At 70.0% G+C, this 16,349-nt stretch carries 17 protein-coding genes; 10 read left to right on the plus strand and 7 right to left on the minus strand.

Going from position 1 to position 16,349, the window contains the following annotated elements; translation table 11 throughout:
* Nucleotides 1-116 precede the first annotated feature (116 nt).
* The 8 genes from SM754_RS10275 to SM754_RS10310 all read left to right on the plus strand — a co-directional run bounded on the left by SM754_RS10275 (nucleotide 117) and on the right by SM754_RS10310 (nucleotide 6,434).
* Nucleotides 117-953, plus strand: coding sequence for a proline dehydrogenase family protein (locus SM754_RS10275; RefSeq protein WP_323676135.1), 837 nt, complete (start codon nucleotides 117-119; stop codon nucleotides 951-953).
* Nucleotides 954-1,107: 154 nt separating this feature from the next.
* On the plus strand, nucleotides 1,108-1,335 hold the full coding sequence (locus SM754_RS10280) for a HalOD1 output domain-containing protein (protein ID WP_323676136.1): 228 nt from the start codon (nucleotides 1,108-1,110) through the stop codon (nucleotides 1,333-1,335).
* A 398-nt stretch (nucleotides 1,336-1,733) separates the two neighbouring features.
* A complete protein-coding gene (locus SM754_RS10285; protein WP_323676137.1) occupies nucleotides 1,734-2,327 on the plus strand; it encodes a DUF7552 domain-containing protein in 594 nt (197 codons plus the stop codon).
* 2 nt (nucleotides 2,328-2,329) lie between these two features.
* A complete protein-coding gene (locus SM754_RS10290; protein ID WP_323676138.1) occupies nucleotides 2,330-3,490 on the plus strand; it encodes an FAD-dependent oxidoreductase in 1,161 nt (386 codons plus the stop codon).
* Nucleotides 3,491-3,492: 2 nt separating this feature from the next.
* Nucleotides 3,493-4,668: a FecCD family ABC transporter permease gene (locus SM754_RS10295; RefSeq protein ID WP_323676139.1), complete on the plus strand. Its 1,176-nt coding sequence runs from the start codon at nucleotides 3,493-3,495 to the stop codon at nucleotides 4,666-4,668.
* Nucleotides 4,668-5,639, plus strand: a complete 972-nt coding sequence (locus SM754_RS10300; RefSeq protein WP_323676140.1) for an ABC transporter ATP-binding protein — start codon at nucleotides 4,668-4,670, stop codon at nucleotides 5,637-5,639. The genes SM754_RS10295 and SM754_RS10300 overlap by 1 nt, the downstream gene beginning before the upstream one ends.
* 1 nt (nucleotide 5,640) lies before the next feature.
* Nucleotides 5,641-5,919 carry a DUF7552 domain-containing protein gene (locus SM754_RS10305; protein ID WP_323676141.1) on the plus strand — a complete coding sequence of 93 codons (279 nt, stop codon included), beginning with the start codon at nucleotides 5,641-5,643 and terminating at the stop codon, nucleotides 5,917-5,919.
* 47 nt (nucleotides 5,920-5,966) lie between these two features.
* A complete protein-coding gene (locus SM754_RS10310; RefSeq protein ID WP_323676142.1) occupies nucleotides 5,967-6,434 on the plus strand; it encodes a hypothetical protein in 468 nt (155 codons plus the stop codon).
* 30 nt (nucleotides 6,435-6,464) lie between these two features.
* Here the strand turns inward: SM754_RS10310 and SM754_RS10315 are convergent, their stop codons facing one another.
* A complete protein-coding gene (locus SM754_RS10315) occupies nucleotides 6,465-7,187 on the minus strand; it encodes a helix-turn-helix domain-containing protein (RefSeq protein WP_323676143.1) in 723 nt (240 codons plus the stop codon).
* Between the two features lie 183 nt (nucleotides 7,188-7,370).
* Here SM754_RS10315 and SM754_RS10320 point away from each other — a divergent pair, with 183 nt between their 5' ends.
* A complete protein-coding gene (locus SM754_RS10320; RefSeq protein ID WP_323676144.1) occupies nucleotides 7,371-8,327 on the plus strand; it encodes a DMT family transporter in 957 nt (318 codons plus the stop codon).
* A 102-nt stretch (nucleotides 8,328-8,429) separates the two neighbouring features.
* Here SM754_RS10320 and SM754_RS10325 read toward each other — a convergent pair whose 3' ends face one another.
* A complete protein-coding gene (locus SM754_RS10325; protein ID WP_323676145.1) occupies nucleotides 8,430-10,739 on the minus strand; it encodes a S9 family peptidase in 2,310 nt (769 codons plus the stop codon).
* A gap of 113 nt (nucleotides 10,740-10,852) precedes the next feature.
* Here SM754_RS10325 and SM754_RS10330 point away from each other — a divergent pair, with 113 nt between their 5' ends.
* Complete coding sequence (locus SM754_RS10330; RefSeq protein WP_323676146.1) at nucleotides 10,853-11,617, plus strand: geranylgeranylglyceryl/heptaprenylglyceryl phosphate synthase; 765 nt, start codon at nucleotides 10,853-10,855, stop codon at nucleotides 11,615-11,617.
* A 52-nt stretch (nucleotides 11,618-11,669) separates the two neighbouring features.
* Here SM754_RS10330 and SM754_RS10335 read toward each other — a convergent pair whose 3' ends face one another.
* From SM754_RS10335 to SM754_RS10355, 5 genes are all read right to left on the minus strand, one after another.
* On the minus strand, nucleotides 11,670-13,199 hold the full coding sequence (locus SM754_RS10335) for an outer membrane protein assembly factor BamB family protein (RefSeq protein WP_323676147.1): 1,530 nt from the start codon (nucleotides 13,197-13,199) through the stop codon (nucleotides 11,670-11,672).
* Between the two features lie 83 nt (nucleotides 13,200-13,282).
* Complete coding sequence (locus SM754_RS10340; RefSeq protein WP_323676148.1) at nucleotides 13,283-14,308, minus strand: Cdc6/Cdc18 family protein; 1,026 nt, start codon at nucleotides 14,306-14,308, stop codon at nucleotides 13,283-13,285.
* 44 nt (nucleotides 14,309-14,352) lie between these two features.
* Nucleotides 14,353-15,183: a hypothetical protein gene (locus tag SM754_RS10345; RefSeq protein WP_323676149.1), complete on the minus strand. Its 831-nt coding sequence runs from the start codon at nucleotides 15,181-15,183 to the stop codon at nucleotides 14,353-14,355.
* Nucleotides 15,170-15,526: a hypothetical protein gene (locus SM754_RS10350; RefSeq protein WP_323676150.1), complete on the minus strand. Its 357-nt coding sequence runs from the start codon at nucleotides 15,524-15,526 to the stop codon at nucleotides 15,170-15,172. The genes SM754_RS10345 and SM754_RS10350 overlap by 14 nt, the downstream gene beginning before the upstream one ends.
* A gap of 83 nt (nucleotides 15,527-15,609) precedes the next feature.
* The gene (locus tag SM754_RS10355; RefSeq protein WP_323676151.1) at nucleotides 15,610-16,302 is read right to left on the minus strand and encodes a hypothetical protein; all 693 of its coding nucleotides are present in this window, start codon (nucleotides 16,300-16,302) and stop codon (nucleotides 15,610-15,612) included.
* Nucleotides 16,303-16,349: the final 47 nt, after the last annotated feature.

The following is a 16,349-nucleotide window of genomic DNA, read 5'->3' on the forward strand; positions in this document are numbered from 1 at the left end:
CGCGAAAATCGCCGGAGGACGGCGGTAAACGCCCGTGAACGTTATTTACTGAAGCCTCCGGCTTGAAACGGCTGGTCGGGTACCCCTATACCTCGACACGGCCATCGTGTTCGTGCATGATCCCGCCGATTGCGAGTAACTTCGTCGCGGGGAAGACGCCCGCGACCGCACTCGACCACGCGGCCGAGACGAACCGTGACGACGTCTCCGTCATCCTGAACCTCCTCGGCGAGCACTATCACGACCGCGAGCCCGCCGACGCGGACGCTGACGCCTACATCTCGCTCGCGAAGGACCTCGCAGCGAGCGACGTCGACGGTTGCGTCTCGGTGAAACCCAGTCAGATCGGGTTGGGTATCCGCGACGAGGTGTTCGAGGAGAACCTCGCGCGGATCGTCGAGGCCGCCACCGAACGCGGCGTCTTCGTCTGGATCGACATGGAGGACCACGAGACGACGGACGTCACGCTCGACGCGTTCGAACGGCACGCGCTCGAAACTGACGGGAACGTCGGCGTCTGCATCCAGGCGAACCTCAAGCGCACGAGCGACGACCTGGAACGGCTCGCGGGGCTCCCGGGGAAGGTCCGGCTCGTGAAGGGCGCGTACGACGAGCCGAAGTCGGTCGCGTACACGGACAAGGCTCGCGTCGACGAGTCCTACCGGGAGCTCATCGCGTACGCGTTCGAGCACTTCGAGGACGGCGTCGCTGTCGGGAGTCACGACCCGGCGATGATAGAGCACGCTCGCGACCTCCACGAGGAGCACGGGACGCCGTACGAGATCCAGATGCTGATGGGCGTGCGGGAGGACGCACAGCGCGACCTCGCTGCAGAGGGCGTCGACGTCTACCAGTACGTGCCGTACGGGAGCAAGTGGATGCAGTACTTCTACCGGCGGGTGCGCGAGCGCAAGGAGAACCTCCTGTTCGCGGCACGTGCCGTGCTGACGTGACGTGTGGGTAATGCCAGCGGATAGCTGTTGAGGGATTCGACCGGAGGGGAACTGCCACCCGGTGGTACCGCCGTCTCCGAATTCTCACTCTGTGAAAACCGGTTAACAGTTCAAAGTTGCAGTCTCTAAGTAGCCCGGAATCTTGCTGTTGGGTATGAACCCGATTCACGACATCGTCACGGCGGTCGCGGACGCGACAGGTCAGTCGCACACGGAACTCCCCCCGCTCCTCGACACGATCGACCCGGACGCTGTCGTCGCGTTCGTCGACTCGGCGGCGGACGACGCCACCCTCGCGTTCGAGTACTGCGACCATCGCGTCACGGTCGGCGGGAACGGCGCCGTCGAGACGAAGGCGGTCAGCGAACCGGTACTGGACTGACGGAGACGCCCCGGACCGCGTCCCACGTCTCTCTGCTCCACGCTCGACGCACTCCGGGACTCCGTCGGACGCAGTGCCGCTACGGGACTGACTCGGGTTTCCCCAGCGACCGACCGCTGAACGACGGCTTCGGACGTCACTCCCCGGCGTGTTCTCGCCGCCCCTCGCGTCGAACCACGATACTGGTTGTCGACGGCGTTCGGTGTGCTTGCGGTCGACGGCGTTCGGTGCTACCGGCGCTTGGGCGGCCGACCGATTGTCGAACCGACGCCGGTCGCATCGTCGCACCGTGGTCGCCGCTGCCGATTCGACGTTCTGCCCGTGCGTCGAGCGCTCCGAAGGTTTAGGCCGGTCTAAAAATCGAAAGCCATTTATTTGTTTAGGTTGGCCTAAATCGTATGAGCGACGGAGACAACTCTTCGACCGCGACCGCGTCACCGACATCGTCGCGGAGGACGTCCGAGATGGCCGCGACCGACGACACCGACGACGCCGACGGCGGTGACGCGACCGATGGCGCCGGCGGCGGAACGGCCACCGTCGACGCGGGCGCGACGGTCCGGATGGCTCGCGAGACGATCGCCGACCTCGCGACCGACGGCGGCACGTTCGCCGTCGCCGGGAAGGAGACGGGCGTCAGCCCCGACCCGGTGTCGTCGGTCGCGTTCGAGACGTACGAGGCCGCGGAGCGCGCGGCCGACGCGGCGGCGCGGTATCGTGCAGCGATGCGGGACGTCGACCCGGACCTCCCCGCGTACGACCTCGTCGTCTGCGAGCGCCGGACGGACGCGGTGGAGCTCGCGACCGTTCGCGAGTCCACGGACGAGCGGCGCGGGAACGGCGTCCCGCGCGCTCGTCAGACCGTCACCGTGACCGGCGACCGACGAGACGAGTGGCTGCGCGTCGAGAACGCCCCGCTCGTCCATCTCTCCGGGCCCGAGTCGCTCCTCGACGACGAGCTCGTCACCAGACAACTGCAGTCCAAGCTCTGACCATGACGGACTCGACCCCCGGCGCGGCTTCGGACGCCACCGGAACGACGGGCGATGGGACGGACGCTGCGGACGTGGTCGTCGTCGGCGGCGGTCCAGCCGGGTCGGCCGCGGCGGTGTTCGCGGCACGGTACGGGCTGGAGACGGTCGTCTTCGACCGCGGGAGCTCGGCGCTCCGGCGGTGCGCGTACCTCGAGAACTACCTCGGGTTCCCCGGCGGCGTCGACGTCGACGTCTTCCACGACCTCATGCACGCGCACGTCGCCGAGATGGGCGCGCGCCGCGTCGAGGAGCTCGTCGACGCGGTCGAGCCACTCCCCGAAGACGACGCTGAGCGCGGCGCCGGTGACGATGCGGACGGCGACGCGGACGACGGTGCGGGCGATGTGGATGGCGGACGCGTTGAGGGCTGTGACGACGCTCGCTTCCGCGTTCGAACGCAGGAGGGAACGACCGTCCTGGCGACCGACGTCGTCGCGGCCGCGTGGTACGACGGCTCGTACCTGCGGCCGCTCTCGGCGGACGCCGACGGCGAGCTGTTCGTCGAGCACGAGCACCACGGCGAGGCCGAGGAGCGTTTCGACCCGGCGTACGCGGACGACGACGGCCGGACGCCCATCGACGGGCTGTACGTCGCGTCGCCGTCGGCGGCACGGAGCGCGCAGGCCATCGTCGCGGCGGGGAACGGCGCGTACGTCGCACGAGCGCTCATCGAGGACCGGCGTCGCGACCGCGGCCTCACCGGCGGCGTCGCGCCCGAGTACGACTGGCTCCGGCGGGCGAGCGAGTTCACCGGCGAGTGGGCCGAGCGCGACCGGTGGCGGGAGTGGTTCGAGAACGAGCTCGCGGACGACCACGACCTCGACGACGACGACGCCGTCGCCGACCTCCGCGACGGCTACGTCGAGGAGGCGTTCGAGACCTGCGTCGACGAATCCGAGGCGACCGAGCGCGCGGCCGACGGGCTCGCGACGTTCGTCGACGTGGTCGGCGTGGACCGAGTCGTCGAAGCGATCGACGTCGACCGGCTCGTCGAGGCCGCGGGTACCGATGCGGTTCTCGACGCGGTGGACGACGAGACGATCCGGCGGCGAGCGAGCGTGGACGACCCCGGGAGCGAGCCGGTCACGGACGGGACCGCGTTCACGGAGGGTGGTGAGTAGTCGTGGCGAGCGAGACGCGGACCAGTGGCGAGCGAACGGGAGACGGGACGGGTTACCTCTCGTGGCTCGACGGCTCGCTCCTGTCGCTGTGCGCCGCGAGCACCGCCGTCGTCGTCCTCGGTGGGCTCCTGCAGGTGAGTTTCGGAGCGTTCTCGATGACGCTCGTGGAGGCGTGGAAGGCCGTGTTCGACCCGGGCGTGCTGTTCGACCTGCGTGCGTGGGAGGTGTTCCTGCTCGGTGGGAGCCTCGACACGTCGGCGCTCCTGAACCCGCTCGCGTGGGACTCGCTCGTCGTGCCGGCGGACCTCCCGGAGATGAGCAAGCAGAGCCTCATCGTCTGGAACATCCGGATGCCGCGCGTGCTCGTCGCGGTCGTCGTCGGCGCGAACCTCGCGGTCTCGGGCGCGATCTTCCAGGCGGTCACGCGCAACGAGCTCGCGAGCCCGTTCATCCTCGGCGTCTCCTCGGGTGCCGGACTCGCCATCCTCCTCACGCTCGTCGTGTTCTCCGGGCTGTCGACCGTCCTCCCGCTGATCGCGGCCGCCGGCGGTGCGCTGGCGTTCCTCGTCGTGTACGCGATCGCGTGGAAGAACGGCACGAGTCCCGTGCGGCTCGTGCTCGCCGGCGTCATCGTCGGCACCATCTTCCAGTCGTTCCAGACGGCGTTGTTCTTCTTCGCTGACGACATCGGCGTCGTCCAGTCCGCGATCGCGTGGACGACGGGGTCGCTCACGGGCACGGACTGGGAGCAGGTGCGGATGGCGCTCCCGTGGACGATCGTCGCGCTCGGCGGGGCATTCGTCGGCGCGCGCCAGCTGAACGTCCTCCTGCTCGGCGAGCGCACCGCGAACTCCCTCGGGATGAACGTGGAGAAGGTCCGGTTCGCGCTCTCCGGCGTCGCGGTGCTCGCGGCGGCGGCGAGCATCGCGGTCGCGGGCATCGTCGGGTTCGTCGGACTCATCGTCCCGCACGCGGTCCGGAACGTCGTCGGAAGCGAGTACAAGCGACTCGTCATCGGGTGCGCGTTCGCCGGGCCGGCGCTCATGGTCGCGGCGGACGTCGGCGCGCGACTCGCGCTCAGCCCGGTGCAGATACCGGTAGGTATCGTCACCGGCCTCGTCGGGGGGCCGTACTTCCTCTACCTGATGCGGAAACAGGAACGGCTGGGTGAGGTCTGATGTCGGGACATCGAACGACGCCCGAGGGCAGCGAGGACGCAGCGACCCGCGACGGAGCCGAGGACGCGACCGACGGGGCGTCTGGCGGCGCCGACGGTGCGGCCGAGGCGGCGTCGAGCGACGCCACGGACGAGGTGCCGGCGGGCATCGACCTCGTCGGCGAGGACCTCGCCATCGGCTATCCGACGACCGACGAGCCGGTCGTCGAGGCCGAGCACGTGCTCCTGCCGGCGGGCGAGGTGACGGCGCTCGTCGGCCCGAACGGGAGCGGGAAGTCGACGCTCCTGAAGGCGATGGCGGACCAGCTGGCGCCCGAGAGCGGCCGGGTGCTCGTCGACGGCGAGGCGGTCGCGACGATGGACTCGAAGGCGCTCGCCCGCCGACTCGGGTTGCTCTCCCAGGAGAACGAGTCACCGGAGGGGCTGTCGGTCGAGGAGCTCGTGCTGCACGGCCGGTATCCGCATCGCGGGTTCTTCGAGTCCGTCACGGACGAGGATTACGCGGCCGTGGACCGCGCGATCGACCTCGCTGGCGTCTCGCATCTCCGGGACGCGGCGCTCCGGAACCTCAGCGGCGGCCAGAAGCAACTCGCGTGGATCGCGATGGTGCTCGCACAGGAGACGGACGTGCTCCTGCTCGACGAGCCGACGAACCACCTCGACCTCCATCACCAGCTGCGCGTGATGGACGTCGTGCAGACGCTGAACCGCGAGGAGGGAGTCACGGTTGGCGTCATCCTGCACGACGTCGGGCAGGCGGCGCGGTTCGCCGACAACCTCGTCGCGATGCACGACGGCGAGCTCTACGACTGGGGGCCGCCGGACGACGTCGTCACCGAGGAACTTCTCGCGGACGTCTTCCACGTCGACGCGACCGTCGACCACGGGAGTCCGACGGGCCCGCACATCTCGCCGCACGCCGCGCTCGACGTCGACGAGCCCGACGACGCCGTCGACGGCGTGGGGGAGTGAGATGGCTGCGACCGCCAACTCGTCGCCGGGCTCGCCGTCGCTGTGCTCGCTGCGTCGCCGCGTGGAAGCGCTCGCCGCTCCCGATGGCGCGTTCGTCGTCGCTACCGTGGACACCGGTATCCGACCCGTTCCCGCCGCTGGCCTGCGGTTCGACTCGCCCGGTGCCGCTCGCGAGGCCGCAGCGCTCACCGAAGCCTACCGGCGCGCGCTCCGACGCTACGACTCGCGGCTCCCGCGGTACGACGTCGTCGCGCGACGCGATTCCTGCAGTCGCCGCTGACCGACGGACCCGAACGAACTTCATCGTGGCCTGATAGGCAAGGAGTGATGGTCGCGCTCGTCTCGCCGCTCGCCGTCGCCGTGCTCGCGGATTTGGCGCTCCTGCTGTGCTGGACGGCCGGCCTGTTCTGGCGGTACGGTCGCGGCGTCGACTGGTCGTTCCTGCGCTCGCCGTTCGACTCGCGGTACGGCGCCGTCGCTGCCGTCTTCGGACTCTACCTCCTCCTCGCACTCCTCACGCACGCGGCGTTCTGGCTCACGCCGGTGTCGAGCGAGTTCGCGCCTAGCGACGTCCTCATGGCGACCGCGTCCCTTGGCATCGGCCTGTTCTTCCTGGTCGGCTACGGCGGGATGTATCCGGACGTCGACGAGCTAGCGGCTGCGGGGGACGCGACCACGAGCGTGGCGGCGGAGCGGTTCTTCCAGGTCTGGATTCGCGGCATCGGATGGACCTTCCTGACGGTGGCGTCGACGAGCGTCCTCGTGCCCCGGGCGTTCGGGCCGGTCGTCTGGTGAGAATGGAACGACTGCAGCGAGGACCCCGACTCAGAGGTCCTGGGGGTCGAGCAGCTTCGATTCGGCCTTCCGGAGGTGTTCGAGGAGCGTCGTCTTCGAGACGTCGAGGTCGTCGGCGAGGTCGCGCGTCGAGCAGCCCCGCGGCCACTGGTAGTAGCCGGCCTCGCGAGCGTGCTCGAACACCTTGCGCTGCGTGGGCGTGAGCGAGTCCAGGCGGCGTTCGCGCTCGCTGCGCGGACTCCCGCTGTCCGGGCCGGTGATGGCGGCGACGCTGACCTCCGCGCCGGCGTCCTCGCGGACGCCGTCGAGTGCCTCCTCGATGTCCTCGCGTTCGCCGGTGAAGCACACCTGCCACTCCTCGCCACCGTCCTCGATGCGGACGGGGGCGCTGTGGACGAACCCGTGTTCGAGGAGCGTCGGACACACCATGTCCGCGGGGTCGTACTCGAGGAAGAACTCGCGGACGACGTTCCCCGGGGCGTCCCGGGCGCGACCGAAGCGCTCCTGGAGTTCGAGCAGTTCTCCCGAGTGCTCGGACTCCCGAATCGTCTCGAGGAGCGTGTCGACCTCCTCCTGGGTGTCGCCGAAGGCGGTGAACAGCCCGTTCACCGATTCTGGCGCCGTCATCGGCGTGTTGTAGATAGCGTGCGCGAGGACGCCACCGTCTACCTGTTCGGTGGCCTCGATGGCCCAACAGTTCGGATGCCAGAGCGAGAGCGTGAGCCGCGTCCCGGCGTTCGCCGCTTGACTCATCCTCGTATCGTACATGCTCAGTGGATAAGTCTGTGACGGCGTGACAACCCGGGCGACCATGGTCGGACTCTGGCAAGTATTGGCAGCATGAATATACACTTTCGACCCTCCCGTTCCCTCGAACGCGACCGTCGACCCCTCGCGGTCTCCCGTATCTTCAAGCACGCGGCCGTTCCAGAATACGTGACCGTGCCCTCCACGCTCCGCGACTCGACGCGTTCGTCGCCGTTCGCGCTCCTGCCGCTGGCGGCGAGCGCGCTCTGGGGCGGCATGTACGTCGTCTCGAAGTGGGGGTTCGACGCGATTCCACCGGTGACGCTCGCCGCACTCCGCGTCGCCGTGGGCACCGCGACGCTCCTCGCCGCGGTCGCGCTCGCCTATCCGGCCCGCGAGTTCTCGCGGCGAGACTGGCGCGGGTTCGCGGTGCTCGCGGTCTGGGTGTCCGTGACGCTCGTCACGCAGTTCGTCGGCACGGACCTGACGACGGCGAGCGAAGGGTCGCTCGTCACCGTCCTCACGCCGGTCGCGACGCTCGCGCTCGGCGTGCTCGTCCTCGACGAACGCCTGACGCGTCGGAAGACGGGCGGCATGGGCCTCGCGCTCGCCGGCACGGGGCTCGTCCTCGCAAGCAGGTACGAACTCGACGCCGTCGGCGCCGGAGCGGCGTCCGGAATCGCGCTCCTCGTCCTGGCGAGCGTCGGCTGGGCCGCCTACACCGTCTGGGGGAAGCGACTCGTCCGCGAGTACTCCGCGCTCGAGACCGCGACGTACTCGTCGCTCCTCGCGACGCCACTGCTCGCGACCGCCGCCGCCGTCGAACTCGCGGTCACCGACACCGCCCTCGCGAGCATCCCGGTCACCGCGGGCACCGTCGGCGCGGTCCTCTACCTCGGGGTCGCCGCGACCGCCGTCGCCTGGTACGCGTGGTACAAGGGCGTCGAGTACGTCGACACCGGCACCGTCGCCGTCTACTTCTTCGCCCAACCCGTCGTCGGCGCCGCCCTCGGCGCGCTCTTCCTCCAGGAGACCCTCGGCCTCGGGTTCGCCGTCGGCGGCGTCGTCATGGCCGCCGGCATCTACGCGGTCACGACCGCGAACGACACCGGAACGTCCGGAGACGCGGGACGGACGCCCGACTGAGTATCTCCGGTGACAGCCAGTAGCGTCCGATGGTCGTCGACGCCCCGGTGCCGTGTGACCCGAGAAGCCCGACGACGACGGCGTCATGGGCTGGAGTCTCGGTCAGCCGTCGCCGCCTTCGGTGTTCCCGCCGTCCGTCGCGTCCGAAGCGTCGTCGTCGGTCGCGTCGATGGCGGGGTCGTGCTCGCGGAACCACTCGGTCACGGTATCGAGGCGGTGGGTCGCGGTCTCCGGCGGTCCGTACGCGTGGGGGAGTTCGGGGTAGACGACGAGCTTCGCGTCCACGCCCTGCTTCTTCACGCCGAGGTACATCTGTTCGGCTTGCGTCGGCGGGCACCGCCAGTCGTTCTCGCCCGCGGTCAACAGCAGCGGGTCCTCGATGCGGTCGACCTTCGTGACGCTCGAGATGTCGTAGTAGCTCTCGGGGTCCGCCCAGGGTTCGCCGAACTCCTCGTCCCACCAGACGTGGCAGTCGTCGGTCCCGTAGCTCGAGTAGAAGTCGTAGATGCCGTGTTCGGCGGCGCCGGCGGTCGCGACGTCGGTGTACGCGAGCACGAACGCCGTGTTGATACCGCCCTGACTGAACCCGGTGACGAACACGCGCTCGGGGTCGGCCCACCCGCGGTCGACGAGGTGCTCGACGCCCGCCTGGACGTCGCGGGCCTCGCGCGGCCCCCAGTCGCCGCTGATGGCCTCCGCGAACTCGTGCCCGAAGCTCGTGGACCCGCGGTAGTTCACGGTGAGGACGACGTAGCCCTGCGACACCCAGTACGCGTAGTTGAACCGGAACCACGGCTGGTCGTACACCGTCGGGCCGCCGTGGATGTCGACGATGACCGGGTACTCCTCCTCGTCGAGGGCGGCGTCGGCGGCGTGGTACGCGAGCCCGTCGACGTCGACGCCCGCGTCGCTCTCGAACGCGAGGCGCTCGCACTCGACGTCGACGCGGTCGCGGAACGCCTCGGTCGCGGCCGTGAGTCGCGTCAGCGCGCCCTCGGCGTCGGGCGCTGCGGCGTCGCGGTCGCTCGCGACGGGCGCGGCGTCAGCGGCGGCGTCGAGGTCGAGCGCGTGCACGTTCCGCTCGTCGGCGCGGGTCAGGACGAACGCGGCCGTGGAGTCGTCCGCGGCGACGTCGACGCCCATGAACAACGCGCTCGTCATGTCGTCGTCGGCGGCCGGGAACAGCCGCGTGCGTTCGCCGGTGGTCGCGTCGACGCGATGCAGGACGGTCTGTCCGCCGTCGCCGGTCGGCACGAGCAGCGCGTCCTCGCCCACCCAGTGCGCGCCCCACTCGGGGAGCTCCAGGTCGCCCGAGAGGACGTTCGGGTCCGCGTTCGGGGCGTCCGCGCCGACGACGAGGTCCGCGGTCGTGTAGTTGTTCCTCGGGTCGCCGACCGCGTACGCGAGGTGCTCGCCGTCGGGATGCCAGCCGGCGACGCTCGCCTGAGCGGTGCCGTCGGTGAGCGTGCGGTGGTCGCTCCCGTCGGGTGCGATGGTGTGGACGTCCATCGCCCACGTCTCGTCGGCGCCCTCGCGCTGGTAGCTCGCGAACGCGATGCGGTCACCGCTTCCCCATCGGGGCATCATCGCGTCGCCCGAAAGCGCGCTTTGGGCCCCGCTCGCGTACGCGTCGTCCAACCGCTCTGCCTCCCGGGAGTCGACGTCGACGACGAACAGGTACGTCCGCGCCTCGTCCGTCCACCCGTGGCCGTTCGCCTTGTGCTGGGTCCGCTCGATCTCGATGGGGCCGCCGTCCTCGCGTTCCTCCAAGTACTCGGCCTGCTCGTCCGTCGGGTCGAGCGCGGCGACGACGACGCGCTCGCCCGCGGGCCCCCAGTCGAACGCGGACACGCCATGCTCTCGTGTCGTCACCTGCCGCGCGTCCCCACCGAGCGCGAGGTCGAACACGAACACCTGCGCTTGCTCCTCGCCCAGCGACAGCTCCTCGTCCTCGTCGTCCTCGTCGTCGCTCGACCCCTCGTCGTCGTCAGCGTCGGCATCGGCGTTCTCGTCGTCGTCGGCGTCAGCCTCCTCGTCGTCGTCGTCGGCGTCAGCCTCCTCGTCGTCGGCTTCGGCGTCGGCATCCTCGTCTTCGTCGTCCTTCTCGCGGGCGGCGCGGAGCTCCGGGTCGGGGTCGCGCGCCGCGAGGAACGCGAGCCTGTCGCCGTCGGGGCCCCACGTCGGCGAGCTCGCGTCGCTCGCTCGCGACAGCCGATGCGGGTCCCGGCTGCCGTCCGCGGGTGCGACGAACAGCGACGTCACCGACTCCTCCTCGGCGCCGTCGAACTCGGTCGCCGTGAACGCCACGCGGTCACCGCCGGGGGACACCGCGACGTCACCCACCTGCTGCTGGTCGTAGTAGTCCGCGAGCGAGAGCCCCTGATCCGCGTCGCCGCCTGCTGGTTCCGTCATGCACCAGACACTGCAGGCAGTTGGCAAGAAACTTCGGACGGACGCACCCGACTTCGCCGGGATGCACGTCGAGTCGAAGGACTGATATCGCGCTCGACGAGAACTCCTCGGGTATGTCCGTCGACTTGGACGCCGTCTCGCACGTGACGAAGGTCGACCCCGCCGAACCGCTCCCCGAGGACCTCTCCATCCTCGAACGCACGGACCTCGTCATCGTCGGTGGGTCGGACGGCGTCACCGAGTCGAACTCGCTCGACGCCATCGAGCGCGTCCGCGACGAGGTCGCCGGCGTCCCGGTCTTCCAGGAGCCGTACAGTTCGAGTCACGTGTCGCGCGATACCGTCACGGCCGCGGACCGCCTCTCCGTCCCGGCGGTGTTCAACGGCGACCGCGAGAACTTCGTCGCGAAGCACGTCGAGTTCTTCGCGGAGGCCGCGGCCAAGCCAGCCGAGGCGATGGCGTCGAAGGTCCCGATGCTCGGGAGCGTCGTCGAGTCGAAGGGCCGCGAGGCCGTCGCGGAGATGGCCGCTGACGTCATCGGCGAGGGATACGTCGTCCAGAACCTCGACTCGAAGGCCGCCGGCGAGTCCGGCGTCGCCCGCACGTACAGCACCGACGAGGTCGCGGGCGCGGCGCTCGCCACCGAGTCGTTCTACGGGTTCCCCATCTTCTACGTCGAGTACTCCGGCACGTACGGCGGCACCGAGGACGTCGAAGCGGCCGCGAGATACCTCGACGACACGGCGCTGTTCTACGGCGGCGGCATCACGTCCGCCGAGCAGACAGCGGAGATCCTCGACGCGGGCGCCGACGCGGTCGTCGTCGGCGACTGCTTCCACGACGACCCCGAGGCGTTCCGCGAGACGATCCCCGAGTGACCGGCGCCGCGTCGAGTGGCGTCGTCGCCCTCAGTCGGTGAATCCGGCGCCCTCAGCGGTCGAACGCGGCGAGGTGGCCGCCGTCGGTGACGACGTAGCCGCGGGCGCCGCGAGCGACCGCGGCGAGCACGCCCTCGGTGGCGTCGTGCGCGAATCGCTCCTCGCCGTCGTGGCCGTAGCCGCGGACGCGGTACGCGTCGCCGTCGGGTGCGCCGTCGCTCGCGGCGACGGCCACCACGCCGTCCGTTCCCGCGTCCAGCGTCCGACTCGGGAGTCCGAGGTCGACGTCCCACGCTCGCTCGCCGGTGGACGCGTCGACGGCGTAGAGGACGCCTCGGGTGTCGGTCGCGTACACGGTTCCCGCCGCGACGACGGGGCCGTCGACGACGCGACCCGGGAGCCGCGTCCGCCAGCGCTGGCGACCACCTGCGATGGCCCGGAGGCCGCCGTTCGTCCCCGCCGCGTACACCACCGCGTCCGCAGTTCCAGCGGTCGAACCGGGCGCTCGAACCGCGGCTCTCGGCGTGAACGCCGCGTCACCGCGGCCCGCGAACGTCCAGCGCTCCCGCCCCGTCGCGGCGTCGACCGCGACCAGCGGGTGTCCGCCCGACCCCGTCCGTCTGTTCCGCGCGACGAACACCACGTCCCCCTGGACGCGCGGCGTCCACGTCGGCGCAGTCCCGCGGTACGACCACGCAGTCTCGCCGGTTCGCGCGTCCAGACAGACGGTCCGCCGCGTCCCCACCGTCAGGTACACGCGGTCGCCGCTCCCGGTCCCGGCGAGGACGTCGCCGCTCTCGACCCGCCACCGGTAGCCGCCACCCGGCGACCGCGCCGTCAACCGCTCGCCGGTCAACGCCACGCGCTCGTCCCGCGTCCCCGTCACCACCGCGTCCGCGGTACTCGCCGCGACGAACCGGTTCGCGTCCGCCGTCGCGTCCGCCCACCGCGGGACGCCACGGGTCACCCGCGTCAACCGATGGCCGACGCCACCGGGGCCGCCGTACCAGCCGAGGACCGCGTACGCACCCAGTCCCGACGCCCGCCCGGCGGACGCGGCCCACGAGGCGTCGCCGTCTTCGCTCCCCGTGGCAACGTCGCGCGCCCGCCGAGCGGCGTCGTCGCCTGCGACCGGCGCGACGTCCAGCACCGGCGCCGGTGCCGCGTACTCGAACCGTCGCTCGCCGTCCAGGCCCACGGCGTGCACGTACCCGGGGAACCGTGGCCGCAACTCGGCGTCCACGCCGGGTCGCTCGCCGCCGTCGTGCTCGCCCGCCCCGAGGAACAACGCGTCACCCGCCACCACCGGCCGTGCCGTCACGGGCGCACCGACGGGTACCGACCACGCGACGGCATCGCCGGTCGGCGGGTCGCCCGGCGGCGCCGCGTTCGGCTCCGTCCGCGTCGTCTCCACGGCACCGTACCCGGGATTCGGCCCGATCTGGTCGTCCCCCGTCGTCGTCCTCCCAGACCCACCGTCCTCGCCCGCGCCGTCGCTATCGGGAAGCGCGCCACAGCCAGCCAGTCCGACCGCTCCGAGCGTCGCACCGGCGACCGCGAGGAACCGACGTCTCGACCGCAACACCGACGCTAGCGACTCACCGAGCGAAAACCTTCCGGCGACCCCTCCGCAACCGGCGCGTCCGACGGTCCATCACGCGTTCCTCACGCGCCCGGCGAGGGCAGGTCGTCGTCGACGACCTCGTACACGCGACTCCGGCTGGAGCCGCTCGCGACGAGCAGGTCGTACTGCTGCATCTTCGAGAGGTACGACCGAACGGAGCGCTCGGTCTTCGGGTCGTCGACTCGCTCGCAGTACGCGTCGTAGATGTCGCCGGGACTCATCGGGCCGTGCTCGCGGACGACCTCGAACACCGCGACCTGGTCTGGCGTGAGGTTCGCGACGTCAGCCTGCCGCATCTCCGTCTCGGCGGCCGGCACCGCCTCCGCGACGACGTCGTCAGTTATCTCGTCGGCGTCCCGGCGTTCCGCGGCGCGCGCGGCGCTCCGCAGGATACCGATGGCGAGCCTCGCGTCGCCCGCGGCGGCGTCCGCGATGTGCTCCAGTTGTCCGGTCGAAACGACGTCGCGCTCCAGGCCGTTGTCGACTCGCGACTGGAGGATGGACACGAGCTGTGCCGCGCCGTACGTGTCCATGCGGACGTGCTCGCTCGCCTGCAGACGCGACCGCAGCCGGTTCCCGTCGGGCGCGTACAGGTCCTGCTCGCGGTTCGCGACCACGACCACCGCGTACTGGTCGAGCCCGTGGAGGTCGTAGACGATACCCGGGTCCTCGAGCTGGTCGGCCTCGTCGAGGACCACGACCGCGCGCTGGTCGGCGTGCTCGACGCGATCCACGAGGACGTCCGTCGGCGTCGACTGCCGATGCACGTCCACCGTCCGGCCGACGTGCTCGAGGACGCTGTAGAGCGCGCGATACCGCGTGTAGTTCCGCCAGCAGTTCACGTACACCGTCTCGACGTCGAGCGTCGCCTCCCGGAGCTTGCCGGCGACGAACCGCGTCAGGCACGTCTTCCCCGCGCCCGACGGGCCGGTGACGACCGCGGTGTCCGCGGACTCGCCCCTCGTGAGCGGTTCGAGCACCGACGACAGGTGGTCGACCTCGCCGTCGCGATGCACGACCTCGCTCGGCACGAAGTCCGTCCGCAGCACGCGCGCGTCCCGGATCACGCTCCGAGCTTCGAATGGGGTCGACGTAACGTCTTCGACCGCGTTCAGTGCTCTCGGTCGCGGAGTGCGTCCGTCGCGACATCGTGCAGTCGTCCCTCGTCGTCGAGCGCGACGAGTCGGCGGAGCGCGTCCGCGTGCCCGTCGAGTCGTCCGGGTTCGTGTTCGGCGAGCGCGTCGAGGACGTCGACCAGCGCGTACCGCGCGTCGACGTCGTCCGGGATGCTGGCGTCCGCGTCCGCCGTCGCGAGCCCGTCGAGCATCGAGCGAACGGCTTCGTCGGGGTGCGGGTGCCACACCGTGACGGACGCGGCGTGCTGGAGCGCGTCGGCGTCGTCCGGCTTCGAGTACCCCAGCGCGTGCGAGGCAGCGAGTGCGCTCGCGGCTCGGGCAGCCACGAGCGCGACGGGGTCGTCGAGCCGGTCGACCAGCGCGGTCGCGTACCGCTCGCGGACCGCCCGCCAGCGCTCACCGCCCGCCGCCATCGTCCACACCGGCTCTTTCAGGAACGTCGACTGGAGGACCGTCTGACGCACTCGCCAGTCCGGGTCGTCGAGGAAGGAGAGCACGCCGAGCACCTGCCCGGGTTCGACCGTCGGCGCGTCGTCGTAGAACGCCTGCATCGCGAGTGACTGCCGGGCGACCGCCACCAGGTGGCTCCGCGCCCGGTCGTCCGCCTCGCCGGCGACGTCGAGCAGGGCCGCGAACGCCTCCGGGTCGAGAGCCCCGGCCTCCCCGTACGCCTCCACGGTCGTCGCGTACAGTCGGTCGAACTCGGCCGCCGCCTCCGCGAGCTCGTCCTCGCCCAAGTCGTCCAGGACGCGGTCGACGAGCGCTCGCAGGCGCTCCACCGGCGCCTCGTCCTCAGACCGGGACATGCATCTCGTACCTCCGGGCCAGGAACCCGAACAGCTCGCTCGCCATCTGGCTCTGCATGGTCACCGCGTCCCGCTGCACGAGCCCGTTCCCGTCGTGCTCGTAGTAGCTCGCACGGCACGCTCCCGCGCTGTCGTTGTTCGCGCCGGCGACGACGCGGTCGACGTGCGCGGCGAGGTCGCCGGTGAAGAATCGCCCCGGGTTCACCTGTCCCGATATCGAGTGGAACACGAGCAGTCCGTCGTACGCCGACTCCAGCGCGACGTCCTCGGCGGCGAGAGCGTCGACGAGCAGGTCGCGGTCCCCATCTGGCGCGGGCTCGACGCCCATGAAGAACCTGATCACGGCCCCATCCTCGGCTCCGCCAGTCTAAGCCTTTGCCGTGCCAGCGTCGTCGTGGCCTCGGCAGCGTCGTGTGAGACCGCGCCTCAAAGCATATGGGAGATCGGGCTCTCCATGCCGAGGTGCTCATTACGCTCGCTCATCGAAGAATCCAACTGATGCAGGATGTCCACGTGACTGACGAGCAGCACACTGCCGTCGTCTAGCGCTTTCGTTTTCCACACGGGCGTCTCCAGTAGTCGTTCACGTCCATACGTCGTGACTATCTCTGGTGGCAGGATGACGAGCCAGGGGAGATGGGCGAGCTCGGCCGCGGCCAAACTGTCCTCGGTTACTGGGAGACCATAGCCCTCCATTTCGTGGATACATTTCTGTTCGGCGTCTGTGAGCCCGTAGGTTACGGCTGGCTTGGGTGCCAGCTCGTTGTAGACCCGTTCGATGAGCTCGACCACGTCCGAGATTCTGTCAACGTACTCTCCTTCGATATTATCGATGTCGCTGTCTGATACCCTCGACTTGATGCAGTCGTACTCTTTGATCCGTTGCTTGAGGTGAGGGATGTCGATTACAGCGTCTCGTAAGGTATCCGTGGTACCATCTTTCGGATAGATGCTAGCTTTGAGGTTCCCCCATCCCTCAAACCCGAAATTGAGGCCCTCATCAAGGTCCTCAATCTCGAGGTGGGATGCTTGATTGGCCTCTAACGACGTCTGAAGATTCGATGCGATCTCAGACAGCTCCGTTTCTGTCGTCTCCGGGTACAAGTAGTAGATGTACATGTGTGGTGGTTCCTATGGCGCTACTGTCGACGTTGTATTAGTACTTC

This window comes from Halorubellus amylolyticus (assembly GCF_034808145.1).
GTDB lineage: Archaea > Halobacteriota > Halobacteria > Halobacteriales > Natrialbaceae > Halorubellus.

Coding starts and splice junctions, on each gene's coding strand:
- SM754_RS10290 (WP_323676138.1), top strand. CDS start 2,330: ATGACGGACTCGACCCCCGGCGCGGCTTCGGACGCCACCGGAACGACG.
- SM754_RS10315 (WP_323676143.1), bottom strand. CDS start 7,187: ATGAGTCAAGCGGCGAACGCCGGGACGCGGCTCACGCTCTCGCTCTGG.
- SM754_RS10325 (WP_323676145.1), bottom strand. CDS start 10,739: ATGACGGAACCAGCAGGCGGCGACGCGGATCAGGGGCTCTCGCTCGCG.
- SM754_RS10330 (WP_323676146.1), top strand. CDS start 10,853: ATGTCCGTCGACTTGGACGCCGTCTCGCACGTGACGAAGGTCGACCCC.
- SM754_RS10300 (WP_323676140.1), top strand. CDS start 4,668: ATGTCGGGACATCGAACGACGCCCGAGGGCAGCGAGGACGCAGCGACC.
- SM754_RS10275 (WP_323676135.1), top strand. CDS start 117: ATGATCCCGCCGATTGCGAGTAACTTCGTCGCGGGGAAGACGCCCGCG.
- SM754_RS10305 (WP_323676141.1), top strand. CDS start 5,641: ATGGCTGCGACCGCCAACTCGTCGCCGGGCTCGCCGTCGCTGTGCTCG.
- SM754_RS10345 (WP_323676149.1), bottom strand. CDS start 15,183: ATGTCCCGGTCTGAGGACGAGGCGCCGGTGGAGCGCCTGCGAGCGCTC.
- SM754_RS10310 (WP_323676142.1), top strand. CDS start 5,967: ATGGTCGCGCTCGTCTCGCCGCTCGCCGTCGCCGTGCTCGCGGATTTG.
- SM754_RS10355 (WP_323676151.1), bottom strand. CDS start 16,302: ATGTACATCTACTACTTGTACCCGGAGACGACAGAAACGGAGCTGTCT.
- SM754_RS10280 (WP_323676136.1), top strand. CDS start 1,108: ATGAACCCGATTCACGACATCGTCACGGCGGTCGCGGACGCGACAGGT.
- SM754_RS10285 (WP_323676137.1), top strand. CDS start 1,734: ATGAGCGACGGAGACAACTCTTCGACCGCGACCGCGTCACCGACATCG.